We start from the raw sequence: 24357 nt of genomic DNA on the forward strand, positions 1-24357 counted from the left end.
CGCCTGGGCACCCGTTGCAAACCCACCTACGCTGCTGCTCAGGACCCTGAGTGTAAGAGAGGTTCAGTGACTTGGTAACCCCGAAGCATTGATCGATTACTCAGGGTCGTGAAGAAAGGGTCGCGGGTATTCGAGCACGTATGGCCCCTCCGCAGTTCCGGAGGGGCCATACCTTTCCCGTGCCGGTCAGGTGCAAGTCGTACCATTCACGGAAAAGGCTGTCGGACTGGTGTCGCTCGCCGTCCAGGTGCCCTGTACGCCGAACGACGCCGACGATCCGGCGGCCACGGAACCGTTGTAGGCCATGTTCGTGGCGCTGACCGAGGTTCCGGTCTGGGTCGCCGTGGCGTTCCAGGCGTTGGTGATCTTCTGGTCGCCGGGGTAGGTCCAGGTGACCGTCCAGGCGGTCCACGGGGTCGCGCCGGTGTCGGCGACCGTGATGTTCGCGGTGTAGCCGCCGCCCCACTCGCTCGCCTTGGTGTAGGTCACGTGGCAGGCGCCGGCCGGAGCGCTGGACGAGGATGACGTGCTGGGCGTGGTTGAGGGAGTGGTCGATGGCGCCGTGGATGGCGTGGTCGAGGGAGACGAAGAAGAAGTCGTCCCCGACCCCGTCAGAGCCCCGTACACGATCCCGCGACCGTTCGTCCCGACGTAGACGCGACCGTAGACCCGGGGGTCACCGGTGATCGCCGCACCGATGTTGCCCCACTGGTGCTGGTCGTCATTGATCCGGGTCCAGGTGGTGCCGTAGTCGTCGGAGCGGAAGATGCCGCGGACGCCGCCGATCTCGGCGATCGTGTACAGCGCCTTGTTCATGTGCCCGGGAGCCGGCGCCCCGAAGCCGATGTTGTCGGCCTGTTGCACGTTCGCCAGCTTGGTCCAGGTCGCCCCGGAGTCGGTGGAGTGCCACAGCCCGTAGGCCCCGGACGTCGAGCCTCCGGCCAGCCACAGGTCGCCCTCCGTGCCGGGGACCGCGTGGAACTGGGCGCTTCCCGACGTCCCGGAGGGCAGGTTCGTCGCGGCCGAAGCGGTGAAGGTCTTGCCGCCGTCGGTGCTGACGTAGAACGTGCCGGTGGCGTAGGAGAACCCGTAGAACTTCTTCGGATTCACCCGGTCGCTGCGCACCTGCGCGCCGGCCGGGATCCCCGTCGAGGCGGTCCAGGAACTCCCGGTCGTCGTCGTGTAGTTCACCCCCGCGCCGGTCGGCGACCAAACCGTGGCACTGCCGTCCGCGGCCATCGCGACGGTGCCGTCGGCGGTGACGCCCGACGGCTGCGACGACGCGGCGTACCAGTCGGCGCCGTCGTCGGAGGAGAACGCCGCCGAGTTCACCGTCGAGCTGCCGTCGCCGACGCGGACCACGTCGTTCGGGTTCGACTCGGCGTAGTCGATGCTCGTGGAGGTGCCCCAGTCAGGGCTCTGATACATCAGGGACGGGACCTTGGTCAGGTCCGTGTGCCGGAAGCCGTCCACGTCACCGAGCGCGGACAGCAGCGGCGCCCCGGACGGCGGCGAGATCAGGTCGTTGACCGCCGTCTCCTCGATCCCCTGCGCCATCACCGAGATCTTCACCTTGGACGTACCGGTGCCGGCGGAGTCCCAGGCCGTCAGGTTCGTGGTGCCGTACAACGTCGCGCCGGTGCCGAACATCATGCGGTCGCTGTTGAACGGGTCGATCGCCAGCCCCTCGCTCATCCACCCCAGCTTCGGCGTCTCCTCCGGCGGCGAGGGGTTGTTGCCCCACGAGAGCCACGGCGAGGCGGACACGTCCAGCGTGTACTTGTCGACGCGGTTCGGATAACCGTTGTAGGACCAGGCGTTCGTCCAGGTCGCGCCGCCGTCGGTGGAGCGGTAGATGTACGTGTCCGGCCACCACGAGCTGTAGCCGGTGACCATGATGGTGTTCGGGTGCTGCTGGTCGATGGCCAGTCCGCTGTAGCCGTAGTAGTCGTTCGAGGTGTCGCTGGACTTCACCGGGCTGATCTGGGTCCAGGTGCCGGAGGCGATCGCGTACTTCCACACGTCGCCGGAGCTGCCGTCGTACGGTCCACCCTTGTTGCTGGTCGTGATGTACAGATAGCCACCGGTCGGGTCCACCAGGCCCTTGTGCGCGAGGAAGCCGGTCGGCTGTCCGGCGACCCGGCTCCAGGTCGCGCCGCCGTCGGTCGACTCGTAGACCGTGTTCTGCAGGTCCGCGACGCCGACGAAGATGGTCTTGGTCGGCGTCCCCGCGGCGCCGGTCGTCCCGGAGGCCTTGTCGAAGGCGACCCACGCGACGCCCTGGTTGTCCGAGAGGTAGCCGGTGGTGTCGGTCGAGTCCTGGACGTAGTTCCCGACGTTCGGAAACGCCGTCACCTGAGCCCAGGTCGCACCGTAGTCAGCGCTCTTCCACAGTCCGTGCCCGCTGGGCATCCCCATGTACAGCACCGCGTCGTCGTTGGGGTCGACCATCAGGCGTTCCCCCATCCCGCGCCCCGGCATGTTCCCGCCGAGCTTGAACGGAAGGGCCGTCGCGGTCCAGGTGTTTCCCTGGTCGTTGGAGCGCAGGATCGCTCCGTTGTTCGGGTCCCAGCTGTTGGTGTACATGCCGACGGCCGCGTAGACCCGGTTCGTCTGCACCGGGTCGGCGGCGACCGAGACGACGCCCTGCTCGTTCCAGTTGTTCCAGCCGACCCCGTCCATCAGCGGCGTCCAGCTGCTCGAACTCTGATTCCAGCGGTACATGCCGCCGATGTCGGTCCGGGCGTAGACGACGTTCTGCGCGCCGGGGTTGAACACGATGTCCGGCACGAAGCCGCCGCCGACGATCGGCACGTTCTGCCAGGTGTAGCCGGAGGCGGAGGCAGCGGGCGCCGAGGATACCGCTGCGGCGGAGGTGCCGCTCAGCGACAGACTGACGGCCCCGAGCCCGGCGACGGCCAGGACCGCACCGAGGACCGCGCTCAAGCCGTTCTTCAAGGTTCTTCGCATGATTCCCCTGTCGGATGAGAATGATCGTTGTGTCGAAGCGCTTCGACACACCTGTCGAAAGGGGCCCGGCGCCGCGTGGCACCGGGCCCGCCCGATCTCACTCAGCGCTTACAGCGCCGGGTAGGCGTTCTCCACCTCCTGCTGGAACTCGGCGGCGAACCACTGGCCGGCCGGCACGTCGCCGGTGCTCAAGGATCCGGTCGAGTACGTCCCGCCGTTGCCGTCGGTGTTCGTCCCGTTCGGGTCGCAGTGCGGGTCGCCGTGAGTGTGGCCGGCGCTCGGGTAGTCGCCGTCGGACTCACCCGGCGGCTTGATCCACACGAAGGCGATGATGTGGTTGGACGCGCCGTAGGGCAACACCGTCGGCCGCGCCCCGATCCCCGCGCCGGCCTGGTTGCACCAGTCCCCGCGGAACGGCCGCTGATCCACCTTGTTGGCCGCGACATAGCTGTCGACGGTCGTCGGCGAGGAGTTCAGCGACGTCGGCCGGTTCGGGCCGCCCCAGCCGTTGCGCGAGGTGTCGATGAGCATCCCGACGTTCGGCGAGAAGCCCTGGCCGACCAGTTGGCTGTACATCGCCTGGTCGTAGTCGTACTCGTCGAAGTACGGGTTGTACTGGTAGAACTTCGCCGAGTCCAGCGGGTTGCCGCCGACCTGCAGGGTCGAGTTCGGCAGGAAGGGCTCGGTGGTCGGGGTGTAGTTCGCGGTGTCCGAGATGAAGCCGTCGACGCTGGCCACACCGGCCGTCGTCGCCTTGGCCACCTTGGCGAACTCCTGTGCGGCCGGGCCCATGTTGGAGGACCAGCCCAGCCACGCCGAGTGCGCGATGTCCACGTAGTTGTAGACGTTGGAGATCGCGTGCAGCTTGTTCAGTGCGTACTCGACGCCCTGCTCGTAGAACGGCGTCGCGGTCGCGCACGCGGGCTTGCTCTGGTTGGTGACCGCGTTCGGCAGCGAGTCCGGTTCGATGATGGCGACGATCCGGATGCTCGCGTACTTGGGATTGGCCAGGATCGCCGAGATCGGGTCGATGTACTGCGACTCGTACTCGGTCAGGCCGGCGGCCGTGGCCGGGATCTCACCGTTGGAGGCCAGCGCCGCGCAGTCCCGGCCCGGCAGGTCGTAGATGACGACCTCGAAGGTCTCCGGGGTCCCGGGCTGCTGCTGGGTCAGCGCCTGGTCCAGGTGCCACTGCAGACCGTGGTGCACGCTGCCGCTGTCGCCGGCGATCGCCCCGATGTGGTCCATCCAGACCGCGGTCGAGTAGTTCGCCATCTTCGCCTCGGAGGCGGCCAGCGTCGGGTTCGACGACTGGTCGGCGGCCACCTGGGCGTTGACCTCGCCGGTGTAGTCGGGGCTCAGATACTGCGAGGCGCCGACGAACGGGTTCGCCACGTGCCCGCCTCCGCCGCCGGTGCTCGGCGTCGTCGAGGGCGTGGTGGAGGGCGTCGTGGAGGGCGTGGTGGACGAGGTCGTCGAAGGGGTGGTCGACGGCGTCGTGGTCGGCGTGGTGCTCGGGGTGGTCGACGGCGTCGTGGTCGGCGGCGTGGTCCCGCTGCACGTGATGCCGTTGACCGTGAACGAGGTCGGCGCCGCGTTGGTCCCGGAGTAGGTGAAGTTGCCCGCGGGCGTCACCGATCCGCCGGAGGCCACCGCGCCGTTGTAGGACGCGTTGGTGACGGTGACCGTCCTACCGGACTGCGTCCAGTTCCCGTTCCAGCCGTTCTGAAGCGTCTGGTTCCCGGCGTAGGAGTAACTGAGCGTCCAGTTCGTCCATGCCGGTCCGTTGTCCGTGATGACGACCTGCGCGCCGAACCCGCTCCCGGAGTCCCACGTGGTGGAGTACACCGCGGTGCATCCGGCGGCGGTGGCCGCGCTCGAGCTGGTCGTGGTCAGTGCGGCCAGCCCGCCCGCGACTCCGAGTGTCACAGCGGCGGCGACGAAGGCACTGGTCAATCGTCGCGCTGAGCGATCTCTACCTTGTTCCATGATCCTCTCCTCTCTGTCGGTGTGTCAGGCTCCGAAGAGCTGTCCGTAGACCGCCTGGGCCATCGCGGCGTCCGACTGCGCCCAGAAGCGGTGGTAGGTGAAGGTCGGCGCCGCGCCGCCGTTGAGGTAGGTCTGCACCTTCGAGAAGGACGGGTCGCTGGTGTACCAGGGCCGCAGCTTCAGGAAGGTGGTCGTCGTCGTGGCCGAGATGGTGTTGCCGAACGGGTCCTTGCCGGTCCACCCCGGCGGGATGTAGAGCCCTTGGTGGGTGGTCGGGTCGTAGGTCTGGTCGAAGCGGCTGTAGTCGGTCCGGGTCTCCGGCGTGGTGATGCCGAGGGAGTCCTGGTCGTTGTTCCACATCACGTCGAGCAGGTTCTTCGCCAGGTTCTGCGCCGTGCTGTCCTTGGCCTTGGCGGCGTAGTAGGACAGCGTCTTGGCCAGCGCGGAGGCGATGCCGACGTCCTGGCCGTAGTCCTTCACCGCGACGTGCAGGTTGGTGTTCGGCTGCGGGTTGGAGGCGTTCCAGGTGTTCGGCTGGCCGGTCCAGGTCAGGTCGGCCGGGATCTGCCAGGCGCCGGTCGTGCTGTTCACCGTGACCAGCGGCTCCACCCAGGCCACCCACTTGGCCAGGATCGCGCCGACCGTGGCGTCGCCGGTGCTGTAGTAGTACTCGGCGAACCGCTCCATCGACCACGCCTGCATCCCGAACCAGTTGTTCGACGGCGGGTCGTGGTAGACGGGCTCCCAGTCGTAGGCCATGCCGTAGAACGTCGGGTCGCCGGCCGGCGGTGTGCCGTACTGACCGTTCCAGCTGTTCGTCGCGCCGCCGGCGATGCCGCCCTCGGAGGACTGCAGCCACTGGAAGAACTGGATCTGCCGCTGCAGGCTGGTGCTCCAGTCGGTCGCCGCGGTGGCGCCCTTCGGGGCCTCGGCCGGGTCGTTCACCAGCGCCCAGGCGGCCATCGGGTTTTGGTAGCCCTGCGCCGCGGCGCCGTCGCCGATGCGCCAGGCCCAAGAGCCGGACGTGGACAGCGAGCCGCCCCAGGCGTAGTACCAGCCCAGCAGGTAGTCGTCGCTGCTCTTGCCGGTGCCGCCGGGGCAGGCGGTCGGCGAGGTGCAGTCGCCGATCTGCTTGAAATACTTGTCGAACATCGAGTACCGCAGGTAGTCGCCCATCTTGCCGGCCTTGGCCACGGTCGCCGAGACCTGCGACTCCTTGCCCTGCGCCTTGGCCCAGGTGTCGGCCCAGTAGGCGGCCTGCACGGTGCGGGCGTCGGCGTCCGGGGCGTCGGTGAACTTCCACTGCGCGGTGCCCTGGCCCTGGTCGAACAGGTCCAGGTAGCCGTTCGGACCGCCGTACTTCAGGTCCTCGCAGGTCGGCTGCGGGATGGTCTCCCAGACCGACTCGTCGGCGCCGCGCTGGTAGGAGTTGACGTAGGACGGCTTGCCGGTGTTCGGGCCCAGCTCGCAGCCGCCGCCGGGGGTGTCGCCGTATCCGTACTTGTTGTCGACGTCCTCCAGCCAGTGCATGCCGTAGATGTCCGAGGTGCCGTACGCGGCCTGCAGTTCGGCCGCGAGCGGGTCCTGGCCGACCGGGGTGGAGGAGCTGAGCGCCACCGGATACTGGTCCGGCTCGGGCTCCTCCGGCGCGTACTGGGCCGGGGAGTTGGCGTTGTAGGCGCTGTTCGTGGGCTGATCCGCGTGGGTCGGGATCATGTACTGCTCCATCAGCGCCCACGCGGCGTTGAACTTCGTCCAGTCCCCGGAGATGTTGCCGTACATGGCCTGCAGCCAGATGTCGTAGCTCCAGGTCTCCGAGGTGGTCTCGTGGCCGTAGTCGGGCGCCTCGACGATCAGCGTCTCGACCGAGTGGTACGGGATGCCCAGCGGGTTGAAGTACCCGTTGGACGAGTTCATGATCTTGTTGTACTGGGTCATGAACCGCTGCTCGTACGCGCCGAGCGCGCCGGTCTCGGTGACCACCGAGGCGCCGGGGGCGTAGCCGGTGGCGGTCGCGGTGAACGTGGCGTTGCCGGTGCCGGAGGCGTCGGCGGTGATGGTCACGTTCTGCGCCGTGGACCAGTTCGACGGCGTGAAGGTGAGCGTGCCGCCGCCGGTGACCGACAGGCCGGTGTTCCCGGATGTGCGCGCCGTGGTGACCGTGATGTTCGCGGCCGGCGGCGCGGACAGCGCGACCGCCAGCGTCCCGGTCGCGCCCTGGGCCAGGTTCAGCGCGCTCGGCGTGACCGTGACCGTCGGGGCGGCGGTGACCGTGATGCCGACCGGCGAGGAGGTCGTGGTCGCACCCTGGCTGTCGTAGGCCTCGGCGGTGATCGAGTAACTGCCCGCCGCGGCCCCGGTCCAGTTGCACGCATAGGGCGTGGCGGTGGCGGTGCACGCCAGCGTCGTCCCGGCGTAGAACTCGACCTTGGAGATCGTCGAGCCGCTCGCCGCCGAGGCGGTCGCCGCCATCGGCACGGTCGCCGGGGCGGTGTACGCGGCGCCGGTTGCCGGGCTGGTGAGCGCGACGGTCGGCGGCGTGTGCGCGCCGCCGCACGTGGTGCCGTTGACGGTGAACGTCGTGGGAGCGGTGTTGGTGCCGCTGTAATTGAAGTTGGCGCCGGCTGTCGTGTTGCCGCCCGCCGCCACCGTGCCGTTGTAGGAGGCGTTGGCGACGGTCACCGCCTTGCCGGACTGCGACCAGATGCCGTTCCAGCCGTTCGAGAGCGTCTGGTTGCCGGAGTAGCTGTAGCCCAGGGACCACGACGACCACGCGGTGGTCCCGACGTTGGTGATCGTGATGTTCGTGGTGAAGCCGGTTCCCCAGTCGCTGCTGTCGGTGTAGGTCACCTGGCATTGGACGGCCGCGGCAGCCGCTTGCGGGGGTGCCGTGGCCAGCACCCCGAGCCCGAGGGCCGCCGACAGCGCGAGCGCCAAGGCCCGCCACCGCCTTCCCCAGGGCTTTCTTCGTGTCCTGTTTCTGTCCACGCTGAAGCGATCCCTTCTTGTTCGTAGGCATAGCGATATGGCCGTCCCGCCCTCGGGACGGACGTCAGTGCTCGGCGATGCTCAGCCGGAGTCGCGGACCACCAGCTCGGTGGGGAACACCGTCGCCGGGGGCATGTCGACCTCCCCGATGAGCCGTCGGGTGAGGTGCTTGGCCATCGCCTCGCCCATGTCCTCCACGGGCTGCCGGACGGTGGTCAGGCGCGGATCGGTGTGCAGGGCCAGCGGCGCGTCGTCGAAGCCGACGACCGCGACGTCGTCCGGGACCCGGCGGCCGGCCCGCCGCAGGGCGCGCAGCGCGCCCAGGGCCATCAGGTCGGACGCGGCGAACACCGCGTCCAGGTCCGGGTGGTGTTCCAGGAGCCGGCGCATCGCGTGCTCGCCGGAGGTCGGGGTGAAGTCGCCGTAGACGATGGTGCCGACGGCGTCGGCCTGGGCGATCGCGTCCCGGTAGCCGGCGCGCCGGTCGGCGCCCACGGCCATGTCCGGCGGCCCGGCGATGGACACCACCTTGCGCCGCCCGGAGTTCAGCAGATGCCTGACGGCCTCGCGCGCGCCGCCGCGGTTGTCGGCGTCGACGTAGGGCAGCTCGCCCGGCGTCATCGGCCGGCCGGCGGCCACCGTCGGCACCCGCATGGCGCGCAGCATCGGCACCAGCGGGTCCCGGTCGTGGGCGCTGATCAGCAGGACGCCGTCGGCCAGGCCCTTGGACAGGTAGCGCTCGACCGACCCGTGGTCGGCCGGCCCGCGCACCACCAGCAGCACCAGCTGGATGTCGCCGGTGCGCAGCGCCTGGCCGGCGCCGAGCAGGATGCGGGAGAAGAAGGTGTCCGCGAACAGCCGCACGCCGTCCTCGCACACCACCGCGGCGATCGAGCTGACCTTGGCGCGGCGCGAGGCGCGGGCCCGCTGCCGGACGTAGGACAGCCGCGAGACGGCGTTGTGCACCTCGGTACGGGCGGTGCCGCTGACCCCGGCGGTGCCGTTCAGCACGCGCGAGGCGGTGGCCGGGGACACGCCGGCCAGCGCGGCGACGTCGGCCAGGGTGGGGCGCGGACCCGGAGTGGCGGGACGGGTCATCTCAAGGTTCTCCGACTTGTGGGGGGACGGAATGAACACCGGGTGTCGAAGGGCTCACAAGGGGTTCATGAGAGCGCTCTCATGAAAGTCGTCGCAGTGCACGGAGTTGTCAAGGGGAGGGTGGGCCGATCGGCACCTCCGCCGGTCCGACAAGGGCCGATGGCGGCGGGGGCATGAAAGTTTCATGGTGCCGCGGGCCCCGTCCTGGGGTTTCGGGGTCGCGACCTTGCGCCCCGGCCGAAACCCTTCCTACGTTCCGGCGCAATGTCGAAGCGATGAAGGAGGCTTATGTCCACGAGACTGAGGGCGGCGCTCAGCGCGGTGGCCGGGGTGGCCCTCGCGGCGGGTTCCGCGACCGCCGCGGTCCTCGTGCCCGGCACCGCGAGCGCCGCGACCACCGTGCAGTGTCAGGTCACGTATTCGGTCAGCACCGACTGGGGCAGCGGCTTCACCACGAACATCACCATCGCCAACGTCGGCACGAGCCCGTGGACCGGCTGGACGCTGGGCTACTCCTACGGCGGCAACCAGACCTTGCAGAACGGCTGGAACGGCACCTGGACACAGTCCGGGAAGGCGGTGAGCGTCACCAACGCCTCCTACAACGGTTCAGTCGCCGCCGGCGGCACCACCGGCATCGGAGCCAACTTCACCTACAGCGGCACCAACACCGCGCCGACCGTGTTCAGCGTCAACGGCACGACGTGCAACGGTGTGGGCTCGCCGACCTCGACGCCGAGCACCACACCCAGCACGACGCCCAGCACCACCCCGAGCTCCACTCCCCCGTCGAACGGCGCCCCGGCGCTGCACGTCTCGGGCAACCAGCTCGTGGACAGCACCGGCAAGGTCTTCGTCCCGCACGGGGTGAACCGCTCCGGCGCGGAATTCTCGTGCGTCCAGGGCAAGGGCATCTTCGACGGACCGGTCGACGACGCCTCGGTGGCGGCGATCGCCTCGTGGAAGGCGAACATCGTCCGGGTTCCGCTGAACGAGGACTGCTGGCTCGGTGAGTCGGACGTGCAGTCGCAGTACGGCGGCGCGGCCTACCAGTCCGCGATCGAGAGCTTCGTCAGCCTGCTGCACCAACACGGCCTGGCCGTCATCCTGGACCTGCATTGGACCGACGGCGTCTACACCGGCCAGTCCTCGGCCTGCTCGGTGGCCACCGCGACGTGCCAGAAGCCGATGCCGGACGCGGCCAACGCGCCAGCGTTCTGGTCCTCGGTGGCCGGCGCGTTCAAGAACGACCAGTCGACCGTCTTCGACCTGTTCAACGAGCCCTACCCGGACTTCGCCGCGGGCTTCGACTCCGCGGCCGGCTGGTCCTGCTGGCAGAACGGCGGGACCTGCACCGGCATCGGCTACCAGGTCGCCGGGATGCAGTCACTCGTGAACGCGGCGCGCGGCGCGGGTGCCTCGAACGTGCTGATGCTCGGGGGCGTGGCGTACTCGAACGACCTGAGCCAGTGGCTGGCGCACGAGCCGGCGGACCCGCTGCACAACCTCGCGGCGTCCTGGCACTCGTACAACTTCAACTCGTGCTCGTCCTCGTCGTGCTGGGACTCCCAGGTCGCGCCGGTCATCGCGCAGGTGCCGGTGATCCCCGGGGAGATCGGCGAGAACGACTGCGGCCACTCCTACATCGACACGCTGATGGCGTGGCTGGACAGCCACCACACCGGCTACTCGGCGTGGACGTGGAACACCTGGGACTGCTCGTCCGGTCCTTCGTTGATCAGCGCCTACGACGGGACGCCGACGACGTACGGCGCCGGGTACAAGGCGCACTTGGCCACTTTCTGACAGGGGAAGGTGCGGCGTCCCCGAGCAGTGCTCGGGGACGCCGTTCCGCTCAGGGGGCTCCCTCAAGCCACCCGGTCGCGGTATTCGTGGTAGCGCTCGCGAACCTCCGGAAGCGGCTCGGCCTCGAAGGTCTCAGTCCCCTGGGTGACCCGCCGAGGCGGTTCCTCCGAGCCGGCCAGGACCCACGCGGCCTGGGCCGCGGCGCCGTCGGCGACGTACTCCCCCGGCGGCGGCACGGTCACCGGGTGGCCGAGGATCGCCGGGGCGATGGTGCGCACGGCCTCCGAGCGCGCGCCGCCGCCGATCAGCAGGATGCGCTCGACCGGCACGCCGAGCCCGGTCAGCGCGTCCAGGCCGTCGGCCAGGCCGCACAGCATGCCCTCGACGGCGGCCCGGGCCAGGTGCGCCGTGGTGGCGTTGGCCAGGCGCAGGCCGTGGACCGAGCCGGCGGCGTCGGGCAGGTTGGGGGTGCGCTCGCCTTCCAGGTAGGGGATCAGGGTGAGGCCGTCGGCGCCGGGCGGTGCGGACAGCGCCGCCTTGGACAGGCCGTCGAGGTCGGTGCCGGTCATCGCCGCTCCGGCGTCCAGGACGCGGGCGGCGTTCAGGGTGCAGACCAGCGGCAGGAATCGTCCGGTGGCGTCAGCGAACCCCGCGACGGTTCCGGTGGCCTCGGCGGTCGGGGTGTCGCAGACCGCGAACACGGTGCCCGAGGTCCCTATCGACACCACGACGTCTCCGGCGCGTGCGCCGAGGCCCAGAGCCGCTGCGGCGTTGTCGCCCGCGCCGGGACCAAGGGCGATGCCGGGCCGCAGGGCCTGCGCCGGTGATAGCGGCGCACCGAGGTCACCGGTGCGGCCGACCGCTTCCCGTGCTCCGGCCACCCGGGGCAGGACGACTTCCCGCCCGAACGCCCGGGTCAGCAGGTCGTGGCGGTACTCACCGGTGGCCGGCGACCAGTAGCCGGTGCCGGAGGCGTCGCTGCGGTCGGTGGTCAGCTCCCTGATGTCGGTGCCTCCGCGCAGCCGCCACGTGAGCCAGTCGTGCGGCAGGCACACCGCCGCGACCCGTGCGGCGTTCTCCGGCTCGTGCTCGGCGAGCCAGCGCAGCTTCGTGACGGTGAACGAGGCCACCGGCACCGAGCCGACGGACCGCGCCCAGGCTTCGGCGCCGAGTTCACCGACGAGGTCGGTCGCCGCCTGCGCCGAGCGGGTGTCGTTCCACAGCAGCGCGGGACGCACCACGTCGCCGTGCTCGTCCAGGCACACCATGCCGTGCTGCTGGCCGCCGACCGCGAGCGCCTCGACGTCGTCGAGTCCGCCGGCCGCGGCGATCGCCGCGTCCAGCGCCCGCCACCACGCCTCGGGGTCCACCTCGGTGCCGGCCGGGTGCGGGGCGGAGCCCTGACGGATCAGGGCCCCGCTGTCCACGTCGCGGATGACGACCTTGCACGACTGCGTCGAGGAGTCGACGCCGGCCGCCAGCCTCACCGCGCGCCCATCAGGTGCTCGACGGCGAGCTGGGTGAGGCGGACGGCGCCCAGGCCGCGCTCGGCGGCCTCCTCGGCGTCGAAGTCCTCGAAGGCGCTGCGGTCGGCCAGCAGGTCGGCGTAGGTCTCGCCGTCGGCCAGGGTCGGGGTGGCCAGCTCGTCCACGCGCGCGGCGGCGCGCGCCTCGACGACCTCCGGGTCCGCCCGGAACGCCGCGGCGCGCTCCTTGAGCAGCAGGTAGGTGCGCATGTTCGCGGCCGCCGACTGCCAGACGCCGGCGATGTCCTCGGTGCGCGCCGGCTTGTAGTCGAAGTGCCGGGGGCCCTCGTAGCCGCCGGTCTCCAGCAGGTCCACCAGGAAGAAGGCGTTGAGCAGGTCACCGTGGCCGAAGACCAGGTCCTGGTCGAACTTGATGCCGCGCTGGCCGTTGAGGTCGATGTGGAAGAGCTTGCCCTGCCACAGCGCCTGCGCGATGCCGTGGGCGAAGTTCAGGCCGGCCATCTGCTCGTGGCCGACCTCGGGGTTCAGGCCGACCATCTCGTGGTGTTCCAGGGTGCTGATGAAGCCCAGCGCGTGGCCGATGGTCGGGAGCAGGATGTCGCCGCGCGGCTCGTTCGGCTTGGGCTCCAGGGCGAAGCGGATGCCGTAGCCGCGGTCGGTGACGTAGGCGGCCAGGGTGTCGATGCCCTCGCGGTAGCGGTCCAGCGCGGCCTTCACGTCCTTGGCGGCGTCGGACTCCGAGCCCTCGCGGCCGCCCCAGAAGACGTAGGTGTGCGCCCCGAGTTCGGCGGCCAGGTCCAGGTTGCGCATGACCTTGCGCAGCGCGTAGCGCCGGATGTCGCGGTCGTTGCTGGTGAAGGCGCCGTCCTTGAACACCGGGTGCTTGAACAGGTTGGTGGTGGCCATCGGCACCTTCAGGCCGGTGGCGTCCAGGGCCTCGCGGAAACGGGCGATGTGCTTGGCGCGCTCGTCGTCGCCGGACCCGAAGGGGATCAGGTCGTCGTCGTGGAAGGTGACGCCGTAGGCGCCGAGCTCGGCGAGCCGGTGCACGGTCTCCACCGGGTCCAGCGCGGGCCGGGTCGGGTCCCCGAACGGGTCTTGGGCCTGCCACCCGACCGTCCAGAGGCCGAAGGTGAACTTGTCTGCGGGCGTCGGGGCGACGGTCATCGCGGGCTCCTGGGAAAGGCTGGAAGGGCTCGGGGGAGCGAGGTAATTGTTTAATGGATGAACTTATGGACCGGCTGTGGCATTGTCAAGACATGCCCGCGCCCACCAGCCCCGCCAGCGCCCGCCCCGCGGACCGCGACGGAAGTGACAGCCGCAACGCCCGCGCCGTCCCGAATCCCGCCCGCCAGGCCAGCATCCGCAACGCCAACCTGGCGCTGCTGTACGGGCTGATCCTGGACGCCCCGGCCCCGCTGTCCCGCGCGGCGCTGGCCGCGGCCACCGGCGTCACCCGCGCCACCGCCTCCGCCCTGGCCGACGCGCTGCTGGAGGCCGGCCTGGTCGCCGAGGTGTCGCCGCCGCCGGCCACCGGCGCGGGCCGGCCGGCCGCCGGCCTGGTCCCGGCCGCCGACGGCCCGGCCGGGCTCGGGCTGGAGATCAACGTGGACTACCTGGCGGCCTGCGTGGTGGACCTGACCGGCACGGTGCGCGCCACCGTCATATCGCCCGGGGACCAGCGCGGCCGCGCGGTGCCCGAGGTGCTGGCCGACCTGGCCGATCTGGCCCGGCAGGCCGAAGCGGAGGCCGGACTGACCGTCGCCGGCGCGGCGGTCGCGGTCCCGGGCCTGGTCGAGGCGCCGCACGGCCGGATCCGCAGCGCGCCGAACCTGGTGTGGCGGGACGTGGAGATCGGGGCCGAGCTGCGGCGGGCGCTGCCGGAGGCGCCGTTCGAGCCGGTGGTCGGGAACGAGGCGGACTTCGCGGCGCTGGCCGAGGCGCACGGGGTGGGGTCCGACCCGGATGCCGGTGAGGGCGATCGCGATGGCGCCGGCAATGGCGCCAACCCGCCGCCGGCATTGACCGACTTCCTTTATGTCTCCGGCGAGATCGGCGTCGGCGCGGGCGTCATCCTGGACCGCGAGTTGTTCCGGGGCGCGCGGGGATGGGCCGGGGAGATCGGGCACGTCACGGTCGAACCCGACGGGGCCCAGTGCCGGTGTGGTGCCCGGGGGTGCCTGGAGACGGTCGCCGGCCTGGAGGCGTTACGGCGCGACCGGCCCGAGGCCGCGGCTTCGGCGCTCGGGCGTGCGGCTGCCGCCGCGGTCAATCTCTTCGACCTGCCGGCGGTCGTGCTCGGCGGCGTCTACGCCCGGCCGGAGTTCGCCGCGCTGGTGCCCGGGGTTGAGAAGGCGCTGGCAGAGCATGTGGTCTCCGCGCGCTGGGCCCCGGTGGCGGTGCACGTGTCGCGGCGCGGGACCGCGGCGGCGGTGACCGGTGCGGCGACCGCCGTCATCCGGCGGGTGCACGCCGATCCGGCGGCCTGGATGGCGGCCCGCTGACCGCGCATCACCCTCTGCCGGCTCAGCCCTGAGCGCTTCACCCGTGGCCGACGAGGCGGGCCAACTCCCGGTCCAGGTTCAGGTACCCCGGCTCGGCACCGGCCGGGACGATCGCGTAGATGTGGCACAGGAACAGCCGCACCGCCGCCTGCGGCGTGATCACCAGGGCGGTCGAGGCGCCGCTGCGCAGCTCGATCATCAGATCGCCCGGGCCGAACGGCCAGACGCGTACGTCGCCTTCGCCGGTCGGGGTGTGCAGACCGTCGGTCAGCAGGTCGCGGGCGAAGACCCACTCGATGCCATCGACGATCTCCCCGTCCCCCTCCCCCTCCCCGTCCGCGCCGGGGTCGACGTCCAGGAAGGCCAGGCGCACCGCGAAGGGGTCGTCGGAGCGGTAGCGCAGCACGGCGGGCACCCCGGCCATGCGCTCGTCGGAGGTCACAACATGGGTCTTCAGTGGCTGTTCGTGAGTCGCGAGCATCGCTGTCACTCCTTGCTGTAGTGGTGCCATCACAACAAGGACTTGTTAAGGGAGCATGACCTTACGCGGCTTTCGCCCGATTTCTTTGTGATCTGCACCATACGGGAAAGAAGACGGGCCTTCGGTACCATCGGTTACGTACAGCAACGATGTGGGTTGTGGCCGTGACCGAAGCCGCCGGCACCGACGACAGCCCAGGTCCCCGCCGCATCACAGCCTTCTGCTACCCCCGTCTCGGCTCCGACATCGAGCACTGCGACTCCGGCCACCCCGCAGCCTTCGACCCCCTCGGACCAAAACATCGACGTGACCGTCACCCCGGACCCACAGCACCCCGTGACAGTCACCGCGCACCTTTCCTCGAAGTCACCCGGATGACGGCGACCGGCAGGACACGCCCTCGGCCCCGATGAGTTGCTGGGTGGGGGGCCGGCTCGACCCGAAGGAGGTCTTGAGGCGATGTCCAAGTCGACCAAGAAGAACGAAGGCAGCGGTGAGCACGTCGCGAAGTCCGACGTGCGCCACCGGTACAAGGTGACCGAGTTCGCCGACTTCACGCGGCGTGAGACGAAGCCCGACGGCACGGAGAAACTCATGCCGCGCGTGGCCGTCCTGTCCCCGATGAACGGGGGTAAACAGGTGCGGGCCTACGTCCCGGGCAACCTCGACGAGCCGCTGGAGGTGGGCTCGGTCGTGATGTGCCGGCCGCATGACAAGCCGACTAAGGGCGACGGACCGCCGGTGAAGTTCCGGATCACCAACGTCGTCGGCGCCGGCTCCGCGTCCGACACGCTCAGCGCCGCGCAGAACGCGCAACTCGCGGACGGTGTCGGGGCCTCGGCGATGGAGCCGAGGCAGGCCGCCCGACGGTGAGCTGAGCGGGGCACGACTCCGGGGCGTCCCGCAGGGGGCGCCCCGGACTCACGCCCCTGATATCAGGACTCATCGGCAGCGGCCGGCGTCGTCGCCAACAGCCGGAGGACCAGGTAGCCCCCGACTCCCGGCAACAGCGCCGCGAGTTTGGCGGCCCGAGGCGCGCCGCCGTTGCGCCACGTCGCCAGGACGATGACGAGGTACGCGCAGCCGTGGGTCGGGCCGACCACCGAGGCGACCGGCTGGAGGTTCACGGTGGCGAGGTTGGCGAACAACACCACCAGCGTGACGAGCTCGACCAGGGCCGCGATCCGGAAGGAGCGGGTCAGCATGGTCACGCCCCCGTCGTCGAGCCGGGGCGCACGATCATCAGGATCGTGACAGTCGCCCAGAGCAGGTTGAAGATGCCGGTCGCGGCGGCCAGCCGGGCGGCGATCCGGACAGCGGGACCGGCCTGAGGCGCCGGCGGCGTCCCCGGCGATGGCGACGCCTCCGCCGCACCCAGCTCAGCCAGCGCATCCTGCTGCGCGGGCAGAATCCACATCGCGAGCACGCCTGCGGCCACGGCGGTCAGCCCGATGGCCGTGATCAGCCAGGCGCTGCCGAGAACGCCCATGTTGCTCGCGGTGGCGAACCCGAAGACGGGGACGGCGATGCCGACCCCCGCGTACACACGGCACACGCGGTGAAGCAGGTGAAGCCCGGTCACGGCGCCGGAGTCCTCATGAGCGCGGCGCAGGGATCTGGGGAACATGCTCGCGGCGACGGCCACCGGCCCGACCGCGATGATGGCTGCCAGGACGTGCAGCGACAGCAGGAATTTGGTCACTTCGTGACGCTATCCGGCGTCCGCGGCTCGTCCCAGTGGCAATAGTGACAGGTTTCAACGGAAAAACGCCACACCGCATCCCATGGCTCTGAAGTGCGAGAATAGCGTGAGAACAAGCCCACCGAGCGTGTGCCGACGGCCACGCCACGATAGGTTCTCGCCATGCACACCGTCGCCATCATCGCCCTGGACGGCGTGATCCCCTTCGACCTCGCGACGCCGATCGAGGTCTTCAACCGGGCCCGTCTGCCCGACGGACGGCCCGGCTACCAGGTGCGCGTGTGCGCCGAGCAGCCCGAGCTGAGCGCGGGAAGCTTCGCCCTGCGCGCGCCGTACGGCCTGGCGGCCCTCCAGGACGCGGACACGATCATCGTGCCCGGCATCGAGAACCCGCTGGCGCCGCTGCCGCCCGCCGTCGGCGAGGCGTTGCGCGCCGCCGCGGCGAACGGCACCCGCATCGCCTCGATCTGCGTCGGAACCTTCCCGCTGGCCGCGACCGGCCTGCTCGACGGCCTGCGCGCCACCACGCACTGGCTCGCCGCCGACCAGCTCGCCGCCGCGCACCCGGCGATCGAGGTGGACGCCAGCGTGCTGTACGTGGACAACGGCCAGTTCCTCACCTCCGCCGGCGCGGCCGCGGGGCTGGACCTGTGCCTCCATATGATCCGCAAGGACTACGGCTCCGCGGTCGCCGCGCACTCGGCCCGCCTGTCGGTGATGCCGCTGGAACGCGAGGGCGGGCAGGCCCAGTTCATCGTCCTGGACCACTCCCCCGCACCCCAGGGCGGAACCCTGGAACCGCTGCTCGGCTGGCTCCAGGACAACCTGGGGCGCGACCTCACCCTCCCCGACATCGCGGCCGAGGCCGGCCTGAGCACCCGCACGCTGATCCGCCGGTTCCGCGAGCAGACCGGCACCACACCGCTCCAGTGGCTGCACCGGGCCCGCATCCGGCGCGCGCAGCACCTGCTGGAGACCACGCAGCACTCGGTCGAGCGGATCGCGGCCCAGGTGGGGTTCGGTTCGGCGACGGCGTTCCGCGACCGGTTCAAGCGGACGACGGGGACCAGCCCGAACGCGTACCGGCGGACCTTCAGCTGACGTCGCGGGCTCCGCGCGGGGCCGTACGGCGCCGCGCGGGGCCGCACGGCGCCACCCGCCCCACGGCTCGGCGGCGGCGCAGGTCAGCGGCCCGAGCCGGGCCCGCCGAGGCGGCCGCGGCACCCCGCCGCGATCGCACTGATCATCGAATCCCCGCCCCCGCGACCACGCACCAGCCCCCTCTGAAGCGCGAACAACCCTTATGGCCCTCTCCAACTGGCGCCCCACCCGAAGTGGATCTCTAGTGGGAAAACAGTAGGCCGCCGAAAAGCCGGCGGCCGGGAGAGAAGTGAGCGCATCATGCGACACCTGCGTCCGGCCCGGGCCGCTGGGATCGTGCTCGCCGCGGCCGTGCTGGCCGCCACCGCCGCCGGTTGCGGCAGTGCCAAGAGCTCGAGCAACTCCAGCTCGTCCGGCGGCACCGCGACCGGCTCGAATGCGAGCACCCGCATCGGCATCCTGCTGCCGGAATCCAAGACCACTCGGTACGAGGCGTTCGACAAGCCGTATCTGGAGCAGGAGCTCCAGGCCCGGCTGCCCGGCGTGAACATCGACTACTACAACGCCGGACAGGACGCCACGGTCCAGCAGACCCAGGTCGACACCGCCCTGACCAAGGGCGACAAGGTGCTGATCCTGGACGCCGTGGACTCCAAGTCGATCCAGGCCTCGGTCCAGAAGGCACACGACGCCGGCGTCAAGGTCGTCGCCTACGACCGGCTCGCCCAGGGCCCGGTCGACGCCTACGTCTCCTTCGACAACGTGAAGGTCGGCGAACTGCAGGGCACCGCCCTGCTGACCGCGCTGGGCGCGAACGCCGCGAACCACCAGATCGTGATGATCAACGGCTCGCCCACCGACCCGAACGCCGCCCAGTTCAAGCAGGGCGCGATGAACGCGCTCAACGGCAAGGTCAAGATCGGCAAGGAGTACGACACCCCGAACTGGGACCCGAACACCGCCAACCAGGAGATGGCCGGTGCCATCACCGCCCTGGGCGCGGCGAACATCCAGGGCGTCTACTCCGCCAACGACGGCATGGCCGCCGGTATCTCCACCGCGCTGCAGGCCGGCGGGCTGCACGGCATCCCGCTGACCGGACAGGACGCGCAGCTCGACGCGCTGCAGCGGATCCAGGCCGGCAACCAGACCATGACGGTCTACAAGCCGTACAAGCCGGAGGCCGTCGCGGCCGCCGACGTGGCCGCCGAGTTCGCGCAGGGCAAGACCCCCGGCACGAACCTGCTGCCGACGACCCAGACCAACGGCTCCGGGAACACCGTCCCGTCCAAGCTGCTGACCCCGATCGTCGTGGACAAGAACAACATGTGCACCACCGTCGTGAAGGACGGCCTGTACACCGCCGCGCAGATCGGCATCACCTGCTGATCAGCACGCCGTAGACAGTCTCCTGCCGAGCTCCGAACCGACGTGGAGGTAGCACCCCTATGTTCGATCCCAGTTCGCAACCCGTGCTGGAACTGCGCGGGGTGTCCAAACGGTTCGGGGCCGTGCAGGCCCTCACGGGCGTCGACCTCGACGTGCACGCCGGCGAGGTCGTCGCCCTGGTCGGGGACAACGGCGCCGGCAAGTCCACCCTGGTGAAGACCATCTCCGGAGTGAACCAGCCCGACCAGGGCGAAATCGTCTGGCAGGGCGGCGCGGTCTCCGTCAAAGGCCCGCACGACGCCCAGAAGCTGGGCATCGCGACCGTCTACCAGGACCTGGCGCTGGCCGACAACCTGGACGTGGTCGGCAACCTGTTCCTGGGCAACGAGATCACCAAGGCCGGGGTCCTGGACGAGATCGCCATGGAGGGCCGCTCCCGGGAACTCCTGCAGACGCTGTCGATCCGCATCCCCAGCGTCCGCATCCCGGTCGCCTCGCTGTCCGGTGGCCAGCGCCAGACCGTGGCCATCGCCCGCTCGCTGATCGGCGAGCCCAAGGTCGTGCTGCTCGACGAACCCACCGCCGCCCTCGGCGTGGAGCAGACCGCACAAGTGCTGGACCTGGTCGAGCGGCTGCGCGACCGGGGCCTGGGGGTGATCCTGATCAGCCACAGCATGGAAGACGTGATGGCCGTCGCCGACACGGTCGCGGTGCTGCGGCTGGGACGGAACAACGGGATCTTCGAGCGGCGGCAGACCAACCAGGAGCAGATCATCTCGGCGATCACCGGCGCCACCGACAACGCCGTCACCCGGCGGGCGGCACGCCACGCGGAGGGACAGGAATGAGCCAGGACCCGAACACCGGCGGTGCCGGCGGCGGCAGCGGCGAGGACCGCCGTGGGCGCGAAGGCAAGGACGCCCCGCTGATGGGCCCGGCCGGCGCCGGCGACTACGCCGGCGAGGAGGCTGCGGCCCCGGCCGGCGGCGGCACGGTCAGCGGGAAGGTCGAGGAACTGCTGGCCGCCGGCGTCGCCCCGTCCGAGGTCACCAACCGGGTGGCGAAGGAGACCGGGGAGTCCAAGGAGGCCGTCCGGGAGATCGTCGAGACCATGGTCCCGGCCGCCGGCTCGGCCGCCGACCCGCGGCTGATGGCCCGGGAACAAGGCCTTTCCGGCTACTGGAACGAGTTCATGCGCCGGGTCAAGGGCGGCGAACTCGGCTCGCTCCCGATGATCATCGCCCTGGCGGTCATCTGGATCGTGTTCTACAGCCTGAACAGCACGTTCCTGTCGGCGCAGAACCTGTCCAACCTCTCCCAGCAGATCGTCGGCACCGGCATGATCGCCCTCGGCGTGGTGTTCGTCCTGCTGCTCGGCGAGATCGACCTGTCGGTGGGCTCGGTGTCGGGCCTGGCCGCGGCGGTGTTCGCGGTGGAGTCGGTGAACAACGGCGTCAACGAGTATCTGGCGCTGATCCTGGCGCTGGTCACCGGTATCGCCACCGGATTCATCCAGGGCTTCTTCTTCGCCAGGATCGGCGTGCCCGCATTCGTCGTCACCCTGGCCGGCTTCCTGTTCTGGAACGGCCTGATGCTCAACATCCTGGGCGCCACCGGCACCGTCAACCTGCCCCCCACCAGCATCGTCTCCAGGCTCTACAACACCATCTACGGCCAGCAGATCGCCGCTTACGGAGCCGCGGCGATCGGCGTCGTACTCTACGCGGCGGTGGCGATGTACGGCCGCGCGCGCCGGATGCGGGCCAAGGTACCGGCGCCGCCGGTCGGCGAGATCGCCGCCCGAGTCATCCTGCTGGCGATCGTCGCCTTCCTCGCCGCCTACGTGTTCAACGAGTACAAGGGCCTGCCGCTGGCGCCGCTGATCTTCCTGATCTTCATCGTGGTCGGCGACTTCATCCTGCGCCGCACGGTCTACGGCCGCCGCATCTTCGCGGTCGGCGGCAGCATCGAGGCCGCGCGCCGGGCCGGCATCAGCGTGCCGTTCATCCGCCTGACGGTCTTCTCGATCTGCGGCCTCATGGCCGCGGTCGGCGGCCTGTTCCTGGCCGGCCAGATCGAATCCGCCTCCCAGACCTCCGGCGGCGGCAACCTGCTGGTGAACGCGATCGCCGCGGCGGTCATCGGCGGCACCAGCCTGTTCGGCGGACGCGGCAAGACCTGGTCGGCACTGCTCGGTGCGCTGGTCATCGGCTCGATCCAGTCCGGCATGAACATCCAGGGCCTGTCGAACAGCATCCAGTACATGGTCACCGGCGCCGTGCTGCTGGCCGCGGTGGTCATCGACGCGGTGGCGCGGCGGACGCAGAAGGCGAGCGGGCGGGTCTAGCCGCCGGCGGTCGGGGCCGGCTACCGCGCCGTCCCCGCCGTCCCCGCCGCCTCGACCACCGCCGCGCGGGTCCCGCAGTCGATCTCGTAAGCCAGGATCAGCTCCGCGATGGCGCGCGGGTTCGACAGCGAGCGCCCCGTCTGCTTCTCCAGCCGCCGCAGCCGGTTGCGCACTGTGTTCGGGTGCACGAACAGGCGGCGCCCGGCCTCGCCCGCCGAGCCGTCGGCGTCCAGCCAGGCGCCGAAGGTGGCCAGCAGCAGGGTGCGGTCCTGCACCGTGAGCTGGTCCAGGCCGGCCAGGATGCCGCGGGCCACGCGCGGCATGATGTCCGGCGCGCTGCCGGCCACCGCCGAGAGCGGGTCGCTGCCGAAGACCACGACGCGGCGGCGTTCGGCGGCTCCGTGCAGGGCGATCCGGGCCAGGCGCAGGGCCAGCGAGGTCGAGCGCAGGTCGTCGTAGGGCGGCGATACGCCGACGCGCGCTCCTTCGCCCGCGTGCAGCGCCGTGACCAGGCGGTCCAGCTGTGCGCTCGGTCCGGGCAGGGCCGCGACGCCGATCTCGACGTCGTGCATCAGGCGCCAGGCCGAGTCGATGCCCAGCACGCCCAGGCCCTGCTCGATGTGCGGGAGCGCGTGCCGTCCGACCTCGGGCACGCGGGCGGCGATCACCACGAAGGGGCCGGAGGCCGGCAGGCGGAGCAGTTCGGCGGCCTCCCACAGGTTGGTGTCCCCCAGCCGTCCCTCCAGCAGCGCCTGGACCACCGCCGCGCGGCGTTGTTCCTCGCTGCGCGTGGCGGCGTCCAGGCACGTGTCGGCGGACATCCCCATGCCGCGCGCCGTCTCGACGATGGCCGACCACACCGCCCGGAAGGCGACGCGGTAGCCGTCCATCACGACGGTCAGCGGGATGCCGTCGGCGGCCCCTGTACGGCCGGTGGGCCCGGCGGCGCGCAGGTCGGCCTTCTGGCTGCGGGCCATCGGGTCGAAGGCGGAGACGACGTGGTCGTGCACTGATTCGCGCAGCGATTCGCGCCGCACCATGCCGGCGTACACGGGGAACTGCTGGTAGACAGGGTCCACGACGGTGTCGGTGATCTGCTCGGCCCGGTCCAGCATCAGGGCGGCGAGCATGGTCAGCTCCGCCATCTTCTGCTCGCCGTGCTCCGGCCGCGGGCTCGCGATCTCCACACGGCGCACCTTAGTGCGGCGGCGGTCTGGTGACAGGACGAACCGCCGATTGACCACTCTTATGTGGGGAGTCCTGGTCACTTGAAGCGTCGTCCAGCCATGGGAACGGCCGGTCCAGCAGCTCCTCGCGCCGCAGCGCCCTCACAGCTGTGACAGCGTCCTGATTCATGCCGCGGTAGGGATCGGCCACCGCGGCTTCGAGCAGTGGGACGGCCGATCCGGACTCCATCGACGCCCGCACCGCCGGATGCATCCGCTCCAAGGAACCGGCCCGATTCATCTCCAGCGTCCAGACGCCTTCGACTCCTGATATACGCGCCAGATGCGCATAGGCGAACAGCCGCGCCTCAGTCGGCAGCTCCGGGTGCGCGTCCCGGACCAGGGCGTACGCCAGCGGCGCCTCGTGCGCGGCGAGCGAGGCGATCGTGTGGACCTGCCGGACCACGTCGGCGTCGCGCCGCAGGGCCTCGCCGGCCTGGGCCAGGACCTCCGGGTCGTGGACCCCGCGGTACGCGGCCAGGCGCACGGCCGGCGGGGCGCACTCGTGCAGGCTGATCGCGGCGGCGACGCCCGGCTCGCGGTCGGCGAACGTCAGCAGCCTGATGAGCACCGCGTTCGGCGTCAGCGGGTTCGACGCCAGTTGGATCCGGACCCGCGCGCTGGCCTGCGGGCTCAGCGCGTGGTCGACGATCGTCCGGGACAGCGGGACGTGGCTGGCGATCCGCAGCAGCGCACGGGCGTTGCGCACGGCCCGCGGCGCGCCGACGACGGCGCCGGTGGCGGCCATCGGGGCCGCCTGGGCCGCGATGCGGGGCAGGGTCTGCGGCGGTGCCAACACGAGCAGGATGTTCGCGCCGCGCCACAGGTGATCGTCCAGGCCCAGCAAGGCGTGCAGCGGCGGGTCGTCTCCGCTGTGCGGCTCGCCTCGTAGCAGGCTGTGGAGGCTGCCCGGCCAGGAGTCGACGGCGACGACAGCCTCGGCCCAGCGTCCGACGTCGCCGCCGGCACCGCCCCGGATCCGCCCGGCGAGCGCCCTGGCGGCCTGGTCGACGCCCGCGTCCAACAGCACGGTCAGCGCGATCGTCGCGGGGCGCACGCGGCGGTAGACGTCCTCGACGCCGATGGTGCCCGCCCGGAGGCCGATCAGGACCAGGTCGCGCAGGTGGCCGAGGGCGTCGTGGCCGGGATGGCGCATGCGCGCCAGATCGTGCTCGTAGTCCTCGATGGTGGGCCGGGGACGCAGCACCGGCGGCGGGCCGAGGCCGCAGATATCCTCGGAAGACACAACACGCAACCTCCCGCCAGCCCG

General features: G+C 70.8%; 18 protein-coding genes. 7 read left to right on the forward strand and 11 right to left on the reverse strand.

What is annotated here, in order from left to right:
- Positions 1 to 186 precede the first annotated feature (186 nt).
- The 4 genes from ABH926_RS42950 to ABH926_RS42965 all read right to left on the reverse strand — a co-directional run bounded on the left by ABH926_RS42950 (position 187) and on the right by ABH926_RS42965 (position 9045).
- A complete protein-coding gene (locus tag ABH926_RS42950; protein ID WP_370372340.1) occupies positions 187 to 2970 on the reverse strand; it encodes a cellulose binding domain-containing protein in 2784 nt (927 codons plus the stop codon).
- 108 nt (positions 2971 to 3078) lie between these two features.
- The gene (locus tag ABH926_RS42955) at positions 3079 to 4959 is read right to left on the reverse strand and encodes a glycoside hydrolase family 6 protein (RefSeq protein ID WP_370372342.1); all 1881 of its coding nucleotides are present in this window, start codon (positions 4957 to 4959) and stop codon (positions 3079 to 3081) included.
- A 24-nt stretch (positions 4960 to 4983) separates the two neighbouring features.
- The gene (locus ABH926_RS42960) at positions 4984 to 7896 is read right to left on the reverse strand and encodes a glycoside hydrolase family 48 protein (RefSeq protein ID WP_370372344.1); all 2913 of its coding nucleotides are present in this window, start codon (positions 7894 to 7896) and stop codon (positions 4984 to 4986) included.
- A gap of 132 nt (positions 7897 to 8028) precedes the next feature.
- Entirely contained in the window at positions 8029 to 9045 is a 1017-nt protein-coding gene (locus tag ABH926_RS42965) for a LacI family DNA-binding transcriptional regulator (protein ID WP_370372345.1), read from the reverse strand.
- A 288-nt stretch (positions 9046 to 9333) separates the two neighbouring features.
- Between ABH926_RS42965 and ABH926_RS42970 the strand changes: the two genes are divergently transcribed.
- A complete protein-coding gene (locus ABH926_RS42970; RefSeq protein ID WP_370372346.1) occupies positions 9334 to 10851 on the forward strand; it encodes a cellulose binding domain-containing protein in 1518 nt (505 codons plus the stop codon).
- A 62-nt stretch (positions 10852 to 10913) separates the two neighbouring features.
- Here ABH926_RS42970 and xylB read toward each other — a convergent pair whose 3' ends face one another.
- Both xylB and xylA read right to left on the reverse strand, forming a co-directional pair.
- On the reverse strand, positions 10914 to 12338 hold the full coding sequence (gene xylB, locus ABH926_RS42975) for a xylulokinase (protein WP_370372347.1): 1425 nt from the start codon (positions 12336 to 12338) through the stop codon (positions 10914 to 10916).
- The gene (xylA, locus tag ABH926_RS42980) at positions 12335 to 13504 is read right to left on the reverse strand and encodes a xylose isomerase (RefSeq protein ID WP_370372349.1); all 1170 of its coding nucleotides are present in this window, start codon (positions 13502 to 13504) and stop codon (positions 12335 to 12337) included. The genes xylB and xylA overlap by 4 nt, the downstream gene beginning before the upstream one ends.
- Before the next feature lie 92 nt (positions 13505 to 13596).
- On the opposite strand from xylA, the gene ABH926_RS42985 reads away from it, so the two are divergent.
- The gene (locus tag ABH926_RS42985; protein WP_370372350.1) at positions 13597 to 14841 is read left to right on the forward strand and encodes an ROK family protein; all 1245 of its coding nucleotides are present in this window, start codon (positions 13597 to 13599) and stop codon (positions 14839 to 14841) included.
- Positions 14842 to 14878: 37 nt separating this feature from the next.
- Here ABH926_RS42985 and ABH926_RS42990 read toward each other — a convergent pair whose 3' ends face one another.
- The gene (locus tag ABH926_RS42990; RefSeq protein WP_370372351.1) at positions 14879 to 15322 is read right to left on the reverse strand and encodes an SsgA family sporulation/cell division regulator; all 444 of its coding nucleotides are present in this window, start codon (positions 15320 to 15322) and stop codon (positions 14879 to 14881) included.
- Between the two features lie 459 nt (positions 15323 to 15781).
- Between ABH926_RS42990 and ABH926_RS42995 the strand changes: the two genes are divergently transcribed.
- Positions 15782 to 16195: a hypothetical protein gene (locus ABH926_RS42995; RefSeq protein ID WP_370372353.1), complete on the forward strand. Its 414-nt coding sequence runs from the start codon at positions 15782 to 15784 to the stop codon at positions 16193 to 16195.
- A 62-nt stretch (positions 16196 to 16257) separates the two neighbouring features.
- On the opposite strand, the gene ABH926_RS43000 is transcribed toward ABH926_RS42995, so the two are convergent.
- Positions 16258 to 16527, reverse strand: a complete 270-nt coding sequence (locus ABH926_RS43000) for a DUF3817 domain-containing protein (protein WP_370372390.1) — start codon at positions 16525 to 16527, stop codon at positions 16258 to 16260.
- Positions 16528 to 16529: 2 nt separating this feature from the next.
- Positions 16530 to 17024: a hypothetical protein gene (locus ABH926_RS43005; RefSeq protein ID WP_370372355.1), complete on the reverse strand. Its 495-nt coding sequence runs from the start codon at positions 17022 to 17024 to the stop codon at positions 16530 to 16532.
- A gap of 162 nt (positions 17025 to 17186) precedes the next feature.
- Between ABH926_RS43005 and ABH926_RS43010 the strand changes: the two genes are divergently transcribed.
- The 4 genes from ABH926_RS43010 to ABH926_RS43025 all read left to right on the forward strand — a co-directional run bounded on the left by ABH926_RS43010 (position 17187) and on the right by ABH926_RS43025 (position 21861).
- Positions 17187 to 18125 carry a GlxA family transcriptional regulator gene (locus ABH926_RS43010; protein ID WP_370372357.1) on the forward strand — a complete coding sequence of 313 codons (939 nt, stop codon included), beginning with the start codon at positions 17187 to 17189 and terminating at the stop codon, positions 18123 to 18125.
- Positions 18126 to 18425: 300 nt separating this feature from the next.
- A complete protein-coding gene (locus tag ABH926_RS43015; RefSeq protein ID WP_370372359.1) occupies positions 18426 to 19514 on the forward strand; it encodes a sugar ABC transporter substrate-binding protein in 1089 nt (362 codons plus the stop codon).
- 59 nt (positions 19515 to 19573) lie between these two features.
- Entirely contained in the window at positions 19574 to 20362 is a 789-nt protein-coding gene (locus ABH926_RS43020) for an ATP-binding cassette domain-containing protein (protein ID WP_370372360.1), read from the forward strand.
- Between the two features lie 263 nt (positions 20363 to 20625).
- Complete coding sequence (locus tag ABH926_RS43025; protein WP_370372392.1) at positions 20626 to 21861, forward strand: sugar ABC transporter permease; 1236 nt, start codon at positions 20626 to 20628, stop codon at positions 21859 to 21861.
- 20 nt (positions 21862 to 21881) lie between these two features.
- On the opposite strand, the gene ABH926_RS43030 is transcribed toward ABH926_RS43025, so the two are convergent.
- Positions 21882 to 23048: a PucR family transcriptional regulator gene (locus tag ABH926_RS43030; RefSeq protein WP_370372362.1), complete on the reverse strand. Its 1167-nt coding sequence runs from the start codon at positions 23046 to 23048 to the stop codon at positions 21882 to 21884.
- Positions 23049 to 23058: 10 nt separating this feature from the next.
- On the reverse strand, positions 23059 to 24333 hold the full coding sequence (locus ABH926_RS43035; RefSeq protein ID WP_370372364.1) for a hypothetical protein: 1275 nt from the start codon (positions 24331 to 24333) through the stop codon (positions 23059 to 23061).
- Between the last annotated feature and the right edge of the window lie 24 nt (positions 24334 to 24357).

Origin of the sequence: Catenulispora sp. GP43, assembly GCF_041260665.1 — a bacterium.
In the GTDB taxonomy this organism is placed as follows: Bacteria; Actinomycetota; Actinomycetes; order Streptomycetales; family Catenulisporaceae; genus Catenulispora.

What these genes read in the sequence shown, in the direction of transcription:
- ABH926_RS42950 (WP_370372340.1), bottom strand. Translation starts at nt 2,970, where the DNA reads ATGCGAAGAACCTTGAAGAACGGCTTGAGCGCGGTCCTCGGTGCGGTC.
- ABH926_RS42955 (WP_370372342.1), bottom strand. Translation starts at nt 4,959, where the DNA reads ATGGAACAAGGTAGAGATCGCTCAGCGCGACGATTGACCAGTGCCTTC.
- ABH926_RS42965 (WP_370372345.1), bottom strand. Translation starts at nt 9,045, where the DNA reads ATGACCCGTCCCGCCACTCCGGGTCCGCGCCCCACCCTGGCCGACGTC.
- ABH926_RS42970 (WP_370372346.1), top strand. Translation starts at nt 9,334, where the DNA reads ATGTCCACGAGACTGAGGGCGGCGCTCAGCGCGGTGGCCGGGGTGGCC.
- xylA (WP_370372349.1), bottom strand. Translation starts at nt 13,504, where the DNA reads ATGACCGTCGCCCCGACGCCCGCAGACAAGTTCACCTTCGGCCTCTGG.
- ABH926_RS42985 (WP_370372350.1), top strand. Translation starts at nt 13,597, where the DNA reads ATGCCCGCGCCCACCAGCCCCGCCAGCGCCCGCCCCGCGGACCGCGAC.
- ABH926_RS42990 (WP_370372351.1), bottom strand. Translation starts at nt 15,322, where the DNA reads ATGCTCGCGACTCACGAACAGCCACTGAAGACCCATGTTGTGACCTCC.
- ABH926_RS42995 (WP_370372353.1), top strand. Translation starts at nt 15,782, where the DNA reads ATGTCCAAGTCGACCAAGAAGAACGAAGGCAGCGGTGAGCACGTCGCG.
- ABH926_RS43000 (WP_370372390.1), bottom strand. Translation starts at nt 16,527, where the DNA reads ATGCTGACCCGCTCCTTCCGGATCGCGGCCCTGGTCGAGCTCGTCACG.
- ABH926_RS43010 (WP_370372357.1), top strand. Translation starts at nt 17,187, where the DNA reads ATGCACACCGTCGCCATCATCGCCCTGGACGGCGTGATCCCCTTCGAC.
- ABH926_RS43015 (WP_370372359.1), top strand. Translation starts at nt 18,426, where the DNA reads ATGCGACACCTGCGTCCGGCCCGGGCCGCTGGGATCGTGCTCGCCGCG.
- ABH926_RS43020 (WP_370372360.1), top strand. Translation starts at nt 19,574, where the DNA reads ATGTTCGATCCCAGTTCGCAACCCGTGCTGGAACTGCGCGGGGTGTCC.
- ABH926_RS43025 (WP_370372392.1), top strand. Translation starts at nt 20,626, where the DNA reads ATGGTCCCGGCCGCCGGCTCGGCCGCCGACCCGCGGCTGATGGCCCGG.